We start from the raw sequence: 19,131 nt of genomic DNA, 5'->3' as shown, positions 1-19,131 counted from the left end.
ATACACCTAAGAACACAATGAATTACTTCCTCTATATAAAGAAGTTTATCTTGTTAGGTCATACTGCATCCAGACATTAGGCTCTATATAAGTCCCTTTATTTAAAGTCAAATCTATTGTTATAGGATTAAGTAGTCTAGGCAATAGATACTCTCCTGAACTTTGAAAAACAAGTCCTGTCCATAACTCCCACTCTTCGATTGTTCCTTCTACATACATAGATTGCTTACATATTTTCACAATACTTGCACCTCCTTTTACATGAGTTCTAATCCACGCATCATAAGGCAATCCTTCTTTATTTACCCATTGTATATAATCTTCCATTGGGATTAAAGGGAAATTCGTTTTAAGATTAGGACGTATAGGTAAGATAAAGGACTCCTTCTTTTTATTAAGAGCAATTGTTTTCATAAAACTAATTAACAAATTACTTATCCCCTTACCTTGATATTCTTTGTTTAAACCTATTTGCAAAGCACAAAGTGTATTTGGCACTAATCCTTTCTCATAATCTTTCACAGCCTTCTCTAATGCCCAATCCCAACCACCATCAGGTAAATCTGACAGTTCCTCTTTAGTCAAATGCAAAGGAATACAATTGCCATTACCTATCACAATATCTCCTTCTAACATAAAGAATTGATACTCTGAAAAGATATCATAGATTACCTCCCAATATTCTTGATTAACCTTACCTGCTAAAATATATGCAGGCCAAACATTAAATTGTTCTACTTGCTCACCATAAATACTACTCTCTTGTGCATTTAATTCCTTCTCTGTTACAAATCTATATGTATGATCCATCATCTTTAAATTATCAATTAATCAGTTCGAAAATAATCAATTTACTGAATTACTTCCATCTTATTCTGCGTCAATTGACAATAATCACAACTAAAACATTATTATTTGGGATTTTAAAAGAACAGTTATTCCATCTATAACACTAGATAGCATAAAGGATTAGAATATTTTTCAAACAATTTCTTATTCAAATGTTGTTCATATCATTATTTTATTAACTTTGTATTTCAAAGTACTTTTACTATGACAAATAAAGCTATTGAAGATTTAAATCAAATCAAGTCGATTATGGAACGTTCTACTAAGTTTTTAAGCCTTAGTGGATGGAGCGGTATTTGGGTTGGATTATGTGGACTTGGGGCTTCTGCTATTCTATATTGGTGGCAAACATCCTCTACATATACTTATGAGAACTTAACTACAAGTGATCCTTATCAAACCTCTTACACAGCAGGTATGTTATTATCACTAGCTTTAATAACATTTATAGTAGCTGTAGCAGGAGGGTTTTACTTCACGATTAAGAAGACTCGTAAACAAGGAAAGTCTTTCTTAAACAAGGTTACTAAACGTTTATTAGTCCGTTTCTCTATTCCTTTAATAGTAGCTGGTATATTATGTCTTATTTTTTATAATCACTATTTATTACAGCTAGCTCTACCTACTACACTTGTGTTCTATGGTTTAGCATTATTTAGCGTTCAAGAAGATACTGTCAAAGAAGTAAAAGGTATTGCTGCACTAGAGATTATACTGGGATTATTAGCATTCTATTTTATAGATTATACCTTATTGTTCTGGGCTCTTGGATTTGGTTTAGTACATTTGCTTTATGGAGTAATCCTATGGAATAAATACGATAAAATAAAACAATAAGAATATGAAATTCGATTTAGAAAAATTAAACAAAGTCTTTGACAACCGCATCCGAGTAGGAATAATGAGCGGATTGATGGTCGATGAATCACTTTCGTTTAAAGATCTAAAAGAATATCTAGACTTAACAGATGGTAACCTTGCATCTCATCTTAAAAACTTAGAAGATAGTAACTATATTACAGTTACTAAAGGATTCGTAGGTAGAAAGACAAACACTACCTACTCAGCTACCGAAGAAGGTAAATATGCCTTCAAACAGCACCTTGCTTATTTAGAAAATATAATAAAAACATTGAAATAATTTTTTTTACCCAAACACTTTGAAAAACAAAGTGCTTTTAAAACATGTATTATGATAAAAGAAAATCAAAAACCAATGATTAAAGGATTGATAATCGCAGTATTATCTCTTATGTTATTAATTACATTGCCTTTTATAAGTAGTTTAATATCCGAAAGAGAGAACTTTCAAACTGAAGTCATTACCGAAGTTACCTCTAAATGGGGACGAGATCAGACTATCTTTGGTCCATTTGTATTAGTAGAATATAGCACAAGCTTTATTGCTGAAGATGGTAAAATAATGAGACAAAAACACAGTTACCTACAAGCACCTACTAAACAAGATATTACAGGAGATATTAAAACACAAGTAAAGAAAAGGAGTTTGTATGAAGTAACGTTATACAATACTAATCTATTTATTAATGCGAGTTTTCCAACTTTAGATGAATTAGCAACTAAATTAAATCTAATAGATAAAGAAGCTTTTAGTAGTGCTAAAATAATCTTCTCTGTATCGGATAGTAAAGGATTTACTCAAGAGATTTTCATTAACAAAAATTCTAAACAGTTCTTTGAACAAGACAGAAATTTAATGGCTGCGCCTGCTTATAATTTTTTAAGTTATGATATATTGGATAAGGATATCAATCTAGAAGAGATCAGTTTCCCTATCCTACTAAAAGGTTCTACAGAATTAAACTTCTTAGCCACAGCTAAGCAAACAAATGTAAATATCAAATCTGATTATAAGGATATCAAATATGTAGGTAATTATTTACCAGAAACAGATGAGAAACAAACAATCAACGAAAACTCTAAATGGACTATTTATCAGTCTATTCCAATTAACTCTAATCTAGAAACAATACACCAACTTCAAGATTACAGTTTTGGATTAAAGTTTTTACAGATGAACGATTTTTATAGTAAAGTAAATAGAGCAACCAAGTATGCCTTACTTTTTATAGGATTAACATTTGCAACCTTCTTCTTTATGGAAAATATAAAGAATCTAGCTATTAATCTTCTTCATTACACGCTTGTCGGATTAGCATTATGTATAAACTTTGTACTCCTACTCTCTTTTGCAGAATACTTAGGATTTACGATAGCTTATGCCATATCTGCTTCAGCAACCATACTTTTAATTACCTCATTTATTTACGGATTATCTAAGAACAGACGTATTGCTATGACAATATTTGGGTTATTAGCGGCATTGTATGCTTTCTTATTCTTCTTATTACAACTAAAAGAAGCTGCGCTAATAGTTGGTAGTTTAGGTCTATTTACTATACTCGCGATACTAATGTATTTCTCAAGAAGAATTAAGTTTTCTTCAGAAAAAGAATAATAAAAAACGCCCTTATATGAATATAACTTATAAGGGCGTTTTGCTTTTATAAATGATAATAATTAACGTTTTTGTACTTTCTTAGTTTCTACAACAAAAGAAATAACTGTTCCTTCTCCTGGTTTACTATCAATAATTAATTTACCTTTCATAAACTCGATTCTATCTTTAATATTTGCAAAGCCAATTCCTCTTTTTACGATATCAGCATCAAAGCCTTGCCCATTATCCTTTATTATAACTTTGAAAGCTTCATTGTTATTATTTAGAAACTGCACAACACATTCTGTTGCATTTGCATGTTTATGTACATTCTGAAGGCATTCCTGTACAATTCTATATATATGTACTTTATACTGATTAGTAAGCTTATCAAAGCATACTTCTTTATCCATATAAAGTTTAAAAATAGTTACTTCACTTCTATTTTGTATTTGAACTAAATCCTCTAATAATTGATCAAATTCATTGATTTTAAAATCTTCTGTATTCGCTAACGAATGTGATACTCCCCTAATATATTTTTCTACTTCTTTTACTTCATTAATCAATGAAATCTTATGCTCATCTACTGATTCTTTACTAACCTGCATCAATAAGAACCTAGTAACAAACAGCCGATTTAATACCCCTTCATGAAGCTCTTTTGCTATTTCTTTTCTTTCCAGATTTCGTGCCTCATTTAACTCATTTTGTACATTTAAAATAGAATCATAATATTTTTCAGTATCACGTTGTAACAATTTTATCAAAGAAACTTCTTTTGACTTTTGTCTAAATAGTATAATAAAGAAAACAGATATGGCAATAAAAAATAAAACACCACCAATCTTAGTTATTAATTCCTTTTGGCTTAAAAGCTTTTCATTAGTCCTTTGTAAATTATCTGCCTCAAAACTCAATCTAGCAAATGTATTTTTAACAACATTATTTTCTTCAAGAATAAGCTTATTAAGTTCCTCGTATCGTATAAAATTCTTCTGATAATCCTCTTTTTTATACTTTAATAATACTGTTAAGATATTCTTCTCTAACACTAACTCTCTTGTACCTTGAGCATAGTTCATTATATCTCTAACTAGTTCTTGAGCTTCTTTCTCCCTACCTTGTAAATAATAGAACTCAGCTAGAACTATCCTACAAGCATTTAAATCTTGAACATTATTATATTTCGCTTGTAAAACAATAGCTTGTTTTAAATTTCGCTCCACATTTTGATAACTTCCACTTCTTAAATCAGCCTCAGATAAACTCAGTAATAAATGAGCTAGCATCAGTGAATCATAAAGAGACTCATTTACAATGTAATTATTGATAGTATTTTTAATAAGTTCTTTTGCCTTTTCATATTCTCCTTGCTTAATATATACTTCAGCAATATTTGCATAAATGGTTATTTTATTTAACCTGATAGCATCTTCATTAAGTACACTTTGCATTTCAGGATCTTCTAATAACTCAAATGCTTTATCCGATTCCCTAAGAGCTTCACCATATTGCTCTAGCCCAGTTAAAGCATTAGCCATAATCATGCTTTCAGAGTATTTTGCTTTTGCACTTTTATTACTCTGGTTAATGCTCATAGCTTCTAGAATTTGTGTTTGTCCTTCTAGAAATATTCTGTGATTTATAAGTAATACGGCTTTATGTGCATATACATCCTGAAGACTTATAGAATCATGTATTGTTTTAAATAAGAATTCAGCCTTGGTATAATTATAGAATGTACTATCAGTCTGAAACTTTTTACTGAAATATTGCCCTAACAAAAAGTAAGCGTGGGCTTCATTACTATAGTCTTCCTTTTTTCTAGATTTTTTAAATAATTCCTCAATATAATTCCTATCTGCACCAGTCAATAAGATATATCTACGTAATACATCTCTAGTGCTCTGAGTATTTTTTAACTTAATTAAAATCTGTCCGACAGAGTCTGCACTTGCTTTGTCTTTATCTGTAGTATTAAAGCGATTATAATTTTCTATAAAACTTTTTATATCTGTTATCTGTATATCATGTTTACTTTCTCTCTTATCACAATTAGAAAGAAAAAGTAATATAAAAACACACAATAAACATTTTAATAAGTTATTAGTCATTCTAAGCTTTATAAGTACTCCTACTCGCTTTTATCTAGAGTAAAACAAAGATATACAACATTTTAACAGACTTAACACAATAACATCTTAAATACTAATATTACAAAGAAGACATACAATTCACACATAATATATAATAATATAAACCTAAAAGAATCACAAATAACAAAAACATAAACTATCTATTACACAATTCTTGTCATAAATTATGAAATAGGGATGACAAATAAAAATGTAGTACCACCTCCTATTTTACTAATGATAAAAACCTTACCATTAATAAGTTCTATTCTTTCTTTAATATTCAATAAACCAGTTCCTTTCTTAGTAACCCGACTATCAAAACCTTTACCATTATCAACTATTTTTAACTCTAATAAAGAAGGTGTTTTATGTCCAAAATATATAGTACATATACTACATTTTGAATGAATTAGAACATTCTGTAACATTTCTTGTATAGAACGATATATATTAATTTTCTTCTGATGACTTAAATTTTCAATATCTAATAAGGGATCTATTTCTACCTTAAACTTGATTGTTGATTCTTTACTATACACTAAAACTAATTCGCGAATCAATTGCTCAAAACCCTGTATTTCAATAGCCTGTTCATTTACTATAGTATGTGAAATATCTCTTATATAACGTTCAACTTCTAATATTTCATCTATTAAAATGCTTTTTTTACTTTCTATCTCTTTTTCTCCTAATTGAATTAAGGAAAAGCGCGTTGCAAATAATCGATTTAAGACTCCATCATTTAATTCTTTAGCCATACTACTCCTTTCCCTATCTTTAACTAAGTTTAAATAGTTCTGAATATTAATAACAGAGTTATAATACTGTTCAGTATCACGTTGAAACATTTTTATTAACCGAACTTCTTTCATTTTAGAACGATATAGATAAATAACTAAAATACTACATATAATAACGAATAAACATGCACCAATAACAGTAAGCAATTTATTTTTATCGCTTAATTGTCTATTTAATTTTAGCAACTTAGCTGTTTCAGCTTTAATTCGTATAAAGTTATTTTTAACTAGATTTGTTTCTCCTTTAAAGAGCTTACCTATCTCTATATAATCTTCAAAATACTTAGATGAATCTCCCCCTGCATAGGCAAGATATAGCTCTAATGCCTTCAATTGACTTTTGAAATCACCTACCTCTTTGACCTCCGTATTTATCGTATCTAAAAGAGGCCCTGCTAATTCCTTTTGTCCATTTAAATAATAATACTCCACTAAGCTAAGCTGAGCACTATGAATTATGATACGGTTCTTATTCTTCTTTCCAATATTAACTGCTTCTTCTAACAAAGAATATACTTTAGGCAGATCGTGTTGTTTCATTTTTAAATTAGCTAAACTAATAGCTACATATGCATAATATCTTTCTGAATTTAAATTTTTACGATCAATATACTTCTCAATTATTTTATTAAAAAGAGCATCTGCTTGATCATATTTCTCTTGTTCAATATATATATTTCCAAGACTAGAGGTCAAATAAACAATTTTTAGATTATTTATTCCTGGTGACGAAACAGATTTAAGCTCATCATAATTTAGCATATCTAATGCCTGTGAATAGAAATACGTAGCATCATCTAACATACCTAACCCACTAAATACATCACCTATTATCATAAACTGCATTTGTTTATGATATATTGGTGTCTCTGAAGTATTATAATTTAATGAATGTAAGACTTGCTTTTCTGCTTCTGAAAAAACACCATTCTTAGATAATACTACTGCTTTTTGTAATAAAGTTTTACTTAAATTTATTGAATCCTTTATAAGATCAAAAGCATTTTCAGCTTGTAAAAAATAAGAATAAGCACTATCGTGCATTTGTTTTCTTAGGTAATAATCTCCTATATAAAAGTATGCATTTCCAACACCTAAACTATCTTTATCTTCTAAGGAACATTTTAAAAAGTAATCTGCAACTTCTTTCTCACACTTAGTTTTAAAGATAAAATCTTTGGTAAGCTCTCTATTTATTTTGGAATTAGGTAGAGATAAGATAATTCTAGATATAGAGTCTCTCTTCGTTATATCAATAGAATCTGCAGAATAATCAACATATTGATCTATAAAGGCTCTTAAAGAATCTTGTATCTTTGGATTCGACACTTCCTTCTTAATACAACTATGCATCGCTAAACACAGGATAGGCACTAATAAATAAAATATTCGTGTATTTAATTTTAGATAACCAAAGAGGATCATTCGCGTAGTGTAATAAATTAAGTTCTCTTTATCACAAAGAGGACGTAAAGATATGAGATAAAAAGCATATTTTACGAATATCTATACTACTATAGTAAAAATAAGCACAATAATTACTAATTTAATAAAAAGCACAATAAACAACGGAAGTATATTACAAAAAAAAGCACCTCGTATAGAGGTGCTTTTCTTTAATTATTATGAGGATATATTTTCAAAGTTTTACTTGTATTCTCTCTTACTTCTGCTACTAATTCTGGATGTTCATTTAATTTAACTCCAAATGTAGGAATCATTTCTTTAAACTTAGCTTGCCATTCTGCAGATTTAAACTCTTCTTTAAAACATTGAGATAAAAGTTTAAGCATGATGGGTGTTGCAGTTGAAGCTCCTGGAGAAGCTCCTAATAGTGCTGCAATAGATCCATCTCCTGCACTTACTACTTCTGTTCCAAACTGAAGAATACCTTTACCTTTTGGATCTTTTTTAATAACCTGAACACGTTGTCCTGCTTGCTCTAATTTCCAATCTTCATCTTTTGCATCTGGGTAGTACTCTCTTAAAGCACTATATCTAGATTTAGAAGATTGTAATACCTGCTCTATAAGATACTTTGTTAAGTCTAGATTACGAAGACCAGCTCCTAACATAGGACCTATATTGTTTAATTCTAATGACTTAATTAAATCCCAGTAAGAACCTTTTTTTAAGAACTTAGTAGAGAATCCTGCATATGGTCCAAATAATAAAGAATGTTTACCATCGATAAATCTAGTATCTAAGTGAGGTACTGACATTGGAGGTGCACCTACAGATGCTTTACCATAAACCTTAGCCATGTGCTTTTCTACTACTTCTGGGTTACGACATACTAACCATTCTCCTCCTACAGGGAAACCTCCGTATCCTTTGCTCTCAGGAATATCAGCTTTTTGTAATAATAAAATTGCTCCTCCTCCTGCTCCTACAAAAACAAATGGAGCTTTAATTACTCTTTTCTGCCCTTTTTTATCTGATGTATACACATTCCAATCTGCTCCATTACGTTTGATATCATTAACTTCACAATTGAATGTCATATTAACTCCATCTTCGTCTTTTAGATAATCAAATAATTGACGTGTTAAATCTCCAAAGTTAACATCTGTACCTAACTGCATATGAGTAGCAGCACATACGTCACTTTCTTTTCGGTTCTCCATAATTAACGGAGCCCACTCTTTTATTTTCTCCTTATTATCAGAGAACTCCATTCCTTGGAATAATGGATACTTTTGAAGTTCATTATAACGCTTTCTAAGATAGTTCACGTTATCTTCTCCCCATACAAAACTCATATGTGGTACTGTATGGATAAAACTACTTGGATTTTTAAGAACATTCTTATTTACCAAATAAGACCAAAATTGACGAGAAATTTCAAATTGCTCTACAATGTTGATTGCCTTACTAGCATCTATTGTACCGTCTGCTTTTTCAGGCGTATAATTTAATTCACAAAACGCAGAGTGTCCAGTTCCTGCATTATTCATTGCATCAGAACTTTCGGCAGCCGCACTGTCGAGACGCTCAATAACCTCTATTTTTAAGTTTGGTTTCAGCTCTTTTAGTAGGACTCCAAGCGTAGCACTCATAATACCTGCTCCTACCAAAACAACATCAGCCTCTGATTTTTGTATATTTGACATTATATCGGATTTATTAATATGCAAAATTACTCTTTATTTAAGAGAAATAACTAACAACTTTTCTTAAATAAATTAAAAATGATTGAATCTATTTTCTCATATAGTCTTGAAGAATAATAGTTGCTGCTATTTCATCTATCAGCGCCTTATTCTGTCTTTGTTTCTTTTTAAGACCACTATCAATCATCGTTTGAAAAGCCATCTTAGATGTAAACCTCTCATCTATCCTTTCTACTGGCATAGTAGGAAAAGACTGTTTAAACTTTTCTATAAAGCTATTTAACAATGGTACAACTTCTGAAGGTTCATTATTTAATCGCTTAGGTTCTCCAATAATGACTTTCTCAACATTCTCCTTTGAAAAATAATCTTTTAAAAACGGCAATAATTGCTCTGTATCGACTGTCGTTAATCCAGATGCAATAATTTGAAAATCATCCGTTACAGCTATACCTGTACGTTTTTTACCGAAATCGATAGAAAGCAATCTTGCCATTGTATATAATATTCTTTTAGTATTAGTATGTAAATGTTCCGTACTCAGATGTGATAGTCAGTTTCTTCTCTTCTGAAGCTTCTACTCTACCAACTATTTGAGCCTTAACATTAAATGATTCTGAGATAGCTATAATATCAGCAGCTACTTCAGGTTTAACATATAATTCCATGCGGTGACCAGAGTTAAATACTTGGTACATCTCTCTCCAATCTGTGTTAGACTGTTCTTGAATTAGTTTAAATAACGGCGGTACTGCGAACATATTATCTTTAATAATATGTAAGTTATCTACAAAGTGTAATATTTTAGTCTGAGCACCTCCACTACAGTGAATCATACCATGTACATTCGTAGAATCGTATTTACTTAAAATTGTTTTGATTATAGGTGCGTAAGTACGCGTAGGAGATAAAACTAACTTTCCTGCATCTAAAGGAGACCCTTCTACAGCATCAGTTAATTGAACTTTTCCAGAGTAAACTAACTCTTCTGGGACAGATGAATCAAAGCTTTCTGGATATTTCGCCGCTAAAGAATGATCAAAAACATCATGTCTAGCAGAAGTTAACCCATTACTTCCCATCCCTCCATTATATTGTTTTTCGTAAGTAGCTTGTCCGAAAGACTCTAATCCTACGATAACATCACCTGCTTGAATATTAGCATTATCTATTACATCACTTCTCTTCATACGAGCTGTTACAGTAGAATCAACTATAATAGTACGAACTAAATCACCTACATCTGCAGTTTCTCCTCCTGTTGAGTGAATCGTAACTCCAAATGTTTTTAATTCGTTTATTAACTCTTCTGTTCCATTAATAATAGCTGAAATTACCTCACCTGGTACTAAGTTCTTATTACGACCTATAGTACTAGAAAGCATAATATTATCAGTAGCTCCCACACATAACAAATCATCAATATTCATTATTAATGCATCTTGTGCTATACCTTTCCATACAGAAATATCTCCTGTTTCTTTCCAGTACATATACGCTAAAGAAGACTTTGTACCTGCACCATCTGCGTGCATAATTAGACAGTAATCTTCATCACCTGTTAAATGATCTGGTATTATTTTACAAAATGCCTTAGGAAATAATCCTTTATCAATATTTTTAATTGCATTGTGAACGTCTTCTTTCTCTGCAGAAACTCCGCGTAGTGCGTATCTATTATTCGAACTCATAAATGTTGTGTTGTTTGCGCAAATTTAATGCTAATGTTTATTTAAAGCAATCTTATTTTCAGGGAACTTTTCTATTTTTTGAGTAAAGTATCTATTAAGGATACTCTAAACAAAAAAAATCCACCTTTTACTTGGTGGATTTTCTTCTGTATAATTACAAGATGTGATTATATTGTTTTAAGAACATCGATTAATATGTCGATATCTTCTTTTGTATTTTCATGTCCAAAAGACAATCTTAAACTTGGTTTCTTTAAATCTTCAGCACATAAGAATTGTGATAACACATGTGAAGGTTTTTGACTACCTGATTGGCACGCACTACCTCTTGATACTGCAATTCCTTTCATATCTAATTGAAACAACATCATCGCTGCTTTCTCCTCTGATAATGGTAATAATACATTCAGGATATTGTAGAATCCAACATTATTTCCATTAAAGCATACATCTGGATAAACCTCTAACAATCTATCTTTACAGTATTCTTTAATACTAGAAATATGTGCTTTTTCTTCTTCTAATAAATCATAAGCCATTTCTAATGCCTTAGCCATACCTACTACTTGGTGCACTCCTTCAGTACCAGCTCTCAATCCTTTTTCTTGTTCTCCACCAAACATTACTGGTTTCAACACATTCTTTTTACGGATAAAAGCAAATCCAATTCCTTTAGGACCGTGAAACTTATGAGCACTAGCTACGATAAAATCAATAGGAGTCTCAGCTAAATCAATTCTAGTTTTCCCAATAGACTGCACTGTATCACAGTGAAATAAAGCACTATGAGCTTCACATAACGAAGCAACACGTTTTAAGTCTAATTCTGTTCCTACTTCATTATTCACATGCATTAAAGTTACTAAAGTTGGTTTAGATTCATCTTTTAATAACTCTTCTAATTGAGCATAATCTATTTCACTAGTTGGTAATATATCTAAGAACACTAATTCTACTCCAAACTCTGCATTTAATTGTTTTACTGTATTTAATACAGCGTGATGCTCTAATTTAGTAGTAATAATTCTTTTAATTCCTAGATCCTTTACAGCAGAACGCAAAATCCAGTTATTACCTTCAGTTCCACATGAAGTAAAGATAATCTCTGAAGAAGAAACATTAAATTGTTTTGCAATTATTTTTCTTGCATTTTCAACTAATGCCTTTGCATGTCTACCGATAGCATAAGTAGAAGAAGGATTACCATAATCATTTCTAAGTACATTGATCATTTCTTCGATTACTTCTGGACGTACAGATGTAGTCGCAGCATTATCAAGATAAACGTGTTTCATTTTATTTTTGTTGGTAAGTTATTGTTATTCTCTTTCTAAGAAAGAGTTGTTTTGTCTTGTCTTTTATTGTCACGTATTCGCAAATGTAATAAAACTCGTATTACTAGCACAAATCAATTAACAACTTTTCAATTGTTTTGCAAAATTAACTAATTCTATACTTTATATGTTCTAATTTGACTACAAAAATCAGTCAATAACAAAACATTTATTGCTTACTTGCCACATAAAGTAATTTATTTTTAAAGCAGAATCCTTTTTACTTCCACATTCTTCCTAAAACTTCCAATATTTTCCACTTTTTTCCATAAAGTTCCACTATATTCCACTTTAAAAAACACAACATACTGAATATCAAAAAAAAACACATATTAAGTATACTAATTTCTTCGGAAGCTCTACGGAAGAATTCAATACTTGTTCGGAACGAGATACTGTTTTCCGAAGAACTCTAGAAGGCTGCTTAACCATTCTTCGAACAAAACTATTTTACAAATAAAGTTTCCTACTCTTCTAACTCAATAAAATACAAGTTTTAATTTATGTTATCAATATCTATGCTTTGTCTAGATAAAACCTTCTTGGCCATCATCCCAAAGAACAATAAATATGCAAAACACAATAAACTAACTATATAAGACTGATGAATTCCAATAATATCAGCGACTTTCCCTTGTATAGGAGGTATTATACCTCCTCCTAAGATCATCATAATTAATAATGATGATCCCTGAGCAGTATACTTGCCTAAACCTATTATCGCAATATTAAAAATAGCAGGCCACAATACACTACATGCTAACCCTCCTGCCAAGAAGGCATAGATAGCTAACATACCAGAAGTAAACAATCCTATAACCATTGCTGTCAAACCAAATAGGCTGAATAGTATTAATGTACGTGCAGATTTATTCTTAGCCCAATAAGTAAGTACAATCTGTAGTAAAACACAGATAGAGTAGTAATACAATGGTGTCACATCATTTCCTGCCAAAGAATTTGCTCCTAAAACTACAAAGTATGCTATAAAAGGTACTATAATCATCGCAAGTATCTGACGCACTTTAGATAGATTAAATACACTTACCGCTCCTGCCCATCGACCAATCATTAAACTCCCCCAATACATTGAGATATACGGTGTTATTTGTGAAGACTGTAAACTACCAAACTCTTCCAATTTTAATAGTTCTCCTAAATTACTCCCAATGCTAACTTCAACTCCCACATATGCAAAGATTCCAAACATACCTAACAATAACTGAGGATATTGCATCGCTCCCCAGCCTTCTTTATTTTTCTTACTACTTCTATATGCATAGAAAATAGCCCCTCCTATCACAATAAGAGCTGTTGATAACAATACAATACGTTTATTATCTAGAGATTCCACATACTCTTTCCTCTGATTATCTATATTAGTGATACTGTTCTCTATCTCTTTTTTATTCTCTGTGTCTTCAATTCTACCTAACCCTTCTACCAATGTTGTACGTTCTTTTTCTAATGCTTCTACTCTACTTAGCGAACTCGCACTATAAGTACTAAATACAGGAATATAAATCATTACTAATAACACAGTCATAGTGACCAATGTTGTAATTGCTTTTTTAGCTGATTCCATTGGTTCCACTTGTACCCCATCAGGAATCTTCTTCGAAAACTTAAATAACATAGCTGCAATTACAAACAAAGATCCTACACCAGCATAAAGTAATGTCATACTAGACAAACTCAAATGTTGAATTTGATCATCAGTTAAAGCTACTGTACTACCAAAAAGAGCGAACGCCATTAACAGCGGACCAATAGTACCCCCTAACGAGTTAACAGCACCTCCTAAACTTACCCTACTAGTACCTGTCTTAGGATCTCCAACTGATATAACAAGTGGGTTAGCAGCTATCTGCTGTAATGAGAACCCTAAGGCTACAACAAATAAACCAACTAATAAAGCTGTATATATATTAACATTAACAGCCCAAATCATTAAGCCTGCCCCTATAGCAGAAAACAATAATCCAAATACTATTGACTTCTTATACCCATAACTTGTTACTAAATCCTTTCCCTTTACAGTACTAAGGATAAATAGTATAAGAGCTCCAGAATAATAGGCTGTATAGAAAGCAAAATCTATTAACTGAGATTGAAACTGATCTAAATGAAAATAAGCCTTACAGAAAGGGATAAAAATACTATTTCCAGCTCCAAAGAAGCCCCAAAAGAAAAATACTGTAACTAATGTGTATAATGCAGGATAATTAGTTTTTACTGCCGTGTTACTCATGTGCCAAAAGTGTTTATTACAATTAAATTAACATTTTCAAATATAGACAAATACTACCTCTACCTACTATTAGAATATTCTTTTTTTTATTACAATATCATCCTTAGCAATCCATTAAACTACCCATATCTGTCATAACTAACTATAAATAAAGTAAAACCACTTACCAACTATTCTATAGTAAACAGTAAAAAGCTATAAAAAACATAATATATCTGTACAAACTGTTTTATAGTAAAGAAAAAAACTATTTTTGCTGTAGAAAATAATATATTCACACAGATGAAAAAGTTTTTTACCCTAACTGGTATTTCTTTCATGTTTTTACTTACCTCTTGTGATGATGGTAATTTAGTATATAAGGACATTGATTTTAGTAAAGTAACTGCTGTAGAGAGATGTACTACATTAGGTGCTGATAAAATATATTTTAAACTACAAAATGATGAAGCTCTTATCTTAGTTATAGATGCTGAAAACATTATGAAGGATGAGACTAATAGTATTAAAGAAGTTAATATTGATGGAACAGCTACTAGTTTAGACTATAGAAAATATAGTGCTAAAGTTGCTGCTAACTCTATATGTAATCTTCCTCCTCCAGCTTCACCTTCTGTTATACAGAGTATTCCTGCATCACCAGGAGGAACAGTTGTTATTGAAGATAATCTACAAATAACTAATGCAACCTCGACTACATCTAATGCAGTTAATTTAATATACCAATATATCTTTTCATTAAAGAACATAAACTTTAGCGAAGGACAAACTAACATCAAGTATGATAAAATGTTGTTTGGAACAACTAACTATATTACTAGAGCACTAGACTTTAACTTCAATAATAACAATACTCAAGGGTTAAACGATTTTAGTTGCAATAACCTATTGTATACTTTAAGAGATAAAGAGGCATTAAGTTTAAATCTAACAGAAGCGGATCTACCTACTGCTCCGACTACTACTGATAAAGTAATTGAACTATCTAAAGATAGATTAGTACAATTAAAACAGTATCAAAGAGGAGGAATTAAACTAACAGACGTGTGCAATAATGATGGCGATATACCAGGTTCAAGTCCATCTAATCCAAATAGACTACTAGAACATTGGGGAGCTCTACAAGGACAAATAGTTATTAGAACTAGAGAGACAAAACCTGTTGACGGTTCTAAGCCTAAGTTACTTCATGAAATCAAACTTATTAATGTAACATTTGTCAAAGCCAACTATACTAATAAGTCATTTACTAAAGGGCTTATTGATTTCGGTACTTATGTAACAGACATAAAATAGAATTAAAAAATAATATATTAAACCGTTGAGTCATCAACGGTTTTTTTATTTCTACCCATGAGATTATGGTACTAAATACCTATTATTACAATTAAATATTAACACCTCTTAGTTATTACTCAACAAGATATTTAAAGTCACAAAGCCTTAAAATAAGCTTGAGCTTAGCATTTAAGTATATGATTAATGGGATTTTTTAATGTTTTACATCCCTTTATTACCACTTTGAAATATATGTCTAAGCTTCATTCTTATAATTTTTTTACATATTATTAGAAAAAAAGCAGATATCACGTCACAAAAAAGAACCAAACAAACACTTATACTGATAAACACTTAAAAATTATAATAATTTTAAATCAATTTTAAATAATAATAAACATTTTATATATTGCACTTGTAAACAAAATCAGAAAGATTTCAAATAAGGAGATAGTTATTTTTGGTCTTTATATGTACTCTCATACATTTTTTAAAGACAAACTAATTAGTATTATCTATTCTACCTTCCTTTTTATTCTTAATATATGTTTACTAACGATCGGAATTATATAACAACAAGTGTCTAAACAAGGATACAGGAATAAAAAATATTGATGAAAAAAAGATTTACATTGGCTATTGTTTTATGTGCATTTAATATTGCTGGTTTCGCACAGGACAATACAAATACAATAGACAGCCAATTCAACACTTTACTAAACGAATCAACGAATTGGCAAAACTCAAAAATTGTTCAACTAGATAAATTACAACAATTACAAAAGAACGTAAATGACTCTTTAACTAAGTTACACTTAACTATAGTAAATAATAAAGATGCTTCACAAGAACATAAGGACTCTGTAGAAGCATTAACAGCTAAATTAAAAGTTACTCAAGATTCTTTACAAACATCTTTAACTAAAACAACTAATATAGAAGTATTAGGTTTATCGTCTGAAAAATCTACATTCTTAACGATTATATGGGCGATAATAGGTGTACTTATAATTCTATTAGGAGTTATATACTACAGATTTAAAAAGAGCTTCATGGATATCAAAGAAGTTAAAAGTAAGCTAACTGAAACTGAAGAAGAGCTTGATGAATTAAGAAAATCATCTTTAGAACGCGAACAAAAAATAAGACGTCAACTTCAGGATGAAATCAATAAAAACAAACCTGCAGAGGAAAAAAAAATATAATGAAAAAGGGGAATATTTATTCCCCTTTTCTTTTTTTTATAATATTGAAGTCTGTTTCTTCTAGACCTAAACCTCTAATCACCTTTTTAAGTATTGACTTCTTAGGTCTTTTAACCTTTGTTATCTCCTCTTGATGATTAATAATTTGTTGAGTTGTCTTTTCTGTAGGAAACTCTTCTAAATCTTCGAATTCAATTGTAGGATGAATGCTTATCTCTTGCTCCTGTTTAGACTCTTTATCAATATCTTCTAATTGATAACGCATACATACTGTATCAGGTTTAATATCCCAAAGGTGTTCATCTAATACCTCCTCTATTAAATGATAAATCAGTTCTATCTTATCCTCTTCTGATTCTTCAAACTCTAATTGTTCTCCTTTTCTCTCAACAACCTCACCTTCAACCTCAATTATCTTTCTTATTAAGAAACCATTACGCGTATAATGAACTCCAAAAGTCATTGACTCTTCATCAATTACAAAAGAAACAGCCTGTTGACCCTTTGCCTTAAATAAGGTAGAAGCCTGTTCTATATTCATTAGTATCAATGTTCCTGAATCAGAAAAAAACAAATCAATAGAATCTTTTTCTTTATCATTAGCAGAAGCTTTCTTAAATGTAGTCTCTTGTTCAAAAACTATTCTCTTACCCAATATCTGTTCTAACTCTTTGATATCTGATTGAAAGTTTCTATCGATAACTAGTCCTCCTATATGCAATCCCATAGTCTAAAAGAATGTGTTTTTTTAGTATTTAATTCTGCATTGAAAGATACATATTTCTTCACTTCATACTTGAACAAAATATGTCAAACCGATGTTAATTAAAACCGAAAAAACAGATTAATATATGCTGTAATCTAAATTACCACTCTCTGTTCATTCCTTTTTTCCAATCGTAAGGCATCAGTGATCCTAAAGTAACAAAACAGTTGTCTTCCACCTCTACCATAGCATTCTCATTTTCTTGTGATAATTGAGACATTAATTCTCTGCATCTCCCACATGGAGGGACAGCCTTACCTTCTTCTGTTACAGCCACTACTTTACTTATTTTATTCTCACCATGCTTTAGCATTTCTGATACAGCTCCATGTTCTGCGCAGAATCCCATCGAGCAGGCAGTATCTATACTTACACCTGTATATACATTACCATCTATAGTTTCTATAGCTGCAGCAACACTACCATAAGTAATAAAATCATTTAATTCTCTATGCTTAGCATATGACTGAGCTATTTCTTTTAGCTTTTTACTTTCCATTTTATATCAATTTATTAGGCATAACCATACCATATAATTTCTTCACTAGACTCTGTGTATAAATTAAAGTGCCAATCTCCATACACATTCGCAATACCTAATCCAACTTCTGACACTAACGTTGCAATTTCATTCACCGTTGGAAAAGATATTTTTGATTTGGCACTATACTCATCCTTTGTATTTTCTACAATATAAAAAGTAGAATATATAAGTTCTTTTGCGTCTCCTTCTATTGTATTCCACGCAGTAACTTCTCCAAAAAGAGGGTGACTAAACCTTCGTATTGATTCTTCTTTTGTCCAAGTTAACCAATCTTTTGCCAAGGGGTTTCTACTATCGAAGATGTATCTCCCTTTGGGACTTAAATGCTCTTTTATTGTTTCTAAAACAGCTAATCGATCTTCTTTTGTCAAAAAAACCTGAAATACATGTCCTGACAAAATAATTAAATCAAACTTCTGATCTAAACGTATTGATCTTGCATCCCCTTGTATCCATTCTACTAATGAACTTCTAAGTTTTGCTACATCAAGCATCGCAGATGCGAACTCTACTCCAACAACTTGCTTTCCTTGTTTTGCTAATTCTACTGCTAATCTTCCAGTACCACATCCTAAGTCCAAAACACGCTCTACTTTATCTGCTATAGCTAAATACTGATCATAATCACTAGTTCTCTCATTGTCATAATCATAGAATTGAACTAAACTCTCATCGTGATATAATTTATCTTTCATCTT

Annotated in this window: 16 protein-coding genes; 5 read left to right on the top strand and 11 right to left on the bottom strand. The window is 30.8% G+C overall.

Annotated elements, in window-relative coordinates:
- Positions 1-45: 45 nt before the first annotated feature.
- Positions 46-813: an N-acetyltransferase gene (locus BMX53_RS04680; RefSeq protein ID WP_074744848.1), complete on the bottom strand. Its 768-nt coding sequence runs from the start codon at positions 811-813 to the stop codon at positions 46-48.
- 240 nt (positions 814-1,053) lie between these two features.
- Between BMX53_RS04680 and BMX53_RS04675 the strand changes: the two genes are divergently transcribed.
- Genes BMX53_RS04675 through creD form a run of 3 tightly spaced genes read left to right on the top strand, consistent with a single transcriptional unit; the run spans position 1,054 to position 3,328 of the window.
- On the top strand, positions 1,054-1,686 hold the full coding sequence (locus BMX53_RS04675) for a hypothetical protein (protein ID WP_074744846.1): 633 nt from the start codon (positions 1,054-1,056) through the stop codon (positions 1,684-1,686).
- A gap of 4 nt (positions 1,687-1,690) precedes the next feature.
- A complete protein-coding gene (locus BMX53_RS04670; RefSeq protein ID WP_063175810.1) occupies positions 1,691-1,990 on the top strand; it encodes a winged helix-turn-helix domain-containing protein in 300 nt (99 codons plus the stop codon).
- 51 nt (positions 1,991-2,041) lie between these two features.
- Positions 2,042-3,328 (top strand): cell envelope integrity protein CreD, encoded by a 1,287-nt coding sequence (creD, locus tag BMX53_RS04665; protein ID WP_074744844.1) that lies wholly within the window; start codon positions 2,042-2,044, stop codon positions 3,326-3,328.
- Positions 3,329-3,390: 62 nt separating this feature from the next.
- Here creD and BMX53_RS04660 read toward each other — a convergent pair whose 3' ends face one another.
- The 7 genes from BMX53_RS04660 to BMX53_RS04630 form a co-directional block, all read right to left on the bottom strand.
- Entirely contained in the window at positions 3,391-5,427 is a 2,037-nt protein-coding gene (locus BMX53_RS04660; protein WP_074744842.1) for an ATP-binding protein, read from the bottom strand.
- Between the two features lie 206 nt (positions 5,428-5,633).
- Positions 5,634-7,580, bottom strand: a complete 1,947-nt coding sequence (locus tag BMX53_RS04655; RefSeq protein ID WP_244154466.1) for a tetratricopeptide repeat-containing sensor histidine kinase — start codon at positions 7,578-7,580, stop codon at positions 5,634-5,636.
- Positions 7,581-7,867: 287 nt separating this feature from the next.
- The gene (locus BMX53_RS04650) at positions 7,868-9,364 is read right to left on the bottom strand and encodes a malate:quinone oxidoreductase (protein ID WP_074744838.1); all 1,497 of its coding nucleotides are present in this window, start codon (positions 9,362-9,364) and stop codon (positions 7,868-7,870) included.
- Between the two features lie 88 nt (positions 9,365-9,452).
- Entirely contained in the window at positions 9,453-9,860 is a 408-nt protein-coding gene (ruvX, locus tag BMX53_RS04645) for a Holliday junction resolvase RuvX (protein WP_038987964.1), read from the bottom strand.
- Between the two features lie 22 nt (positions 9,861-9,882).
- On the bottom strand, positions 9,883-11,055 hold the full coding sequence (locus BMX53_RS04640) for an AIR synthase related protein (protein ID WP_074744836.1): 1,173 nt from the start codon (positions 11,053-11,055) through the stop codon (positions 9,883-9,885).
- Between the two features lie 167 nt (positions 11,056-11,222).
- Positions 11,223-12,350, bottom strand: a complete 1,128-nt coding sequence (locus BMX53_RS04635) for a cysteine desulfurase family protein (protein WP_074744834.1) — start codon at positions 12,348-12,350, stop codon at positions 11,223-11,225.
- A gap of 535 nt (positions 12,351-12,885) precedes the next feature.
- Complete coding sequence (locus BMX53_RS04630) at positions 12,886-14,640, bottom strand: MFS transporter (RefSeq protein WP_038987969.1); 1,755 nt, start codon at positions 14,638-14,640, stop codon at positions 12,886-12,888.
- A 282-nt stretch (positions 14,641-14,922) separates the two neighbouring features.
- Between BMX53_RS04630 and BMX53_RS04625 the strand changes: the two genes are divergently transcribed.
- Entirely contained in the window at positions 14,923-15,936 is a 1,014-nt protein-coding gene (locus tag BMX53_RS04625) for a hypothetical protein (RefSeq protein WP_038987970.1), read from the top strand.
- Between the two features lie 596 nt (positions 15,937-16,532).
- Positions 16,533-17,123: a hypothetical protein gene (locus BMX53_RS04620; protein WP_074744832.1), complete on the top strand. Its 591-nt coding sequence runs from the start codon at positions 16,533-16,535 to the stop codon at positions 17,121-17,123.
- A 16-nt stretch (positions 17,124-17,139) separates the two neighbouring features.
- Here BMX53_RS04620 and BMX53_RS04615 read toward each other — a convergent pair whose 3' ends face one another.
- The 3 genes from BMX53_RS04615 to BMX53_RS04605 form a co-directional block, all read right to left on the bottom strand.
- On the bottom strand, positions 17,140-17,850 hold the full coding sequence (locus tag BMX53_RS04615) for a hypothetical protein (protein ID WP_074744830.1): 711 nt from the start codon (positions 17,848-17,850) through the stop codon (positions 17,140-17,142).
- A 139-nt stretch (positions 17,851-17,989) separates the two neighbouring features.
- Positions 17,990-18,388 carry a cytidine deaminase family protein gene (locus tag BMX53_RS04610; protein WP_074744828.1) on the bottom strand — a complete coding sequence of 133 codons (399 nt, stop codon included), beginning with the start codon at positions 18,386-18,388 and terminating at the stop codon, positions 17,990-17,992.
- A 14-nt stretch (positions 18,389-18,402) separates the two neighbouring features.
- Positions 18,403-19,128: a class I SAM-dependent methyltransferase gene (locus BMX53_RS04605; RefSeq protein ID WP_074744826.1), complete on the bottom strand. Its 726-nt coding sequence runs from the start codon at positions 19,126-19,128 to the stop codon at positions 18,403-18,405.
- Positions 19,129-19,131: the final 3 nt, after the last annotated feature.

It is taken from the genome of Myroides marinus, from assembly GCF_900109075.1.
Classification (GTDB): Bacteria; Bacteroidota; Bacteroidia; order Flavobacteriales; family Flavobacteriaceae; genus Flavobacterium; species Flavobacterium marinum_A.
The sequence above is the reverse complement of the archived record's forward strand: the minus strand, read 5'-3'. Positions and strand labels throughout refer to the sequence as shown.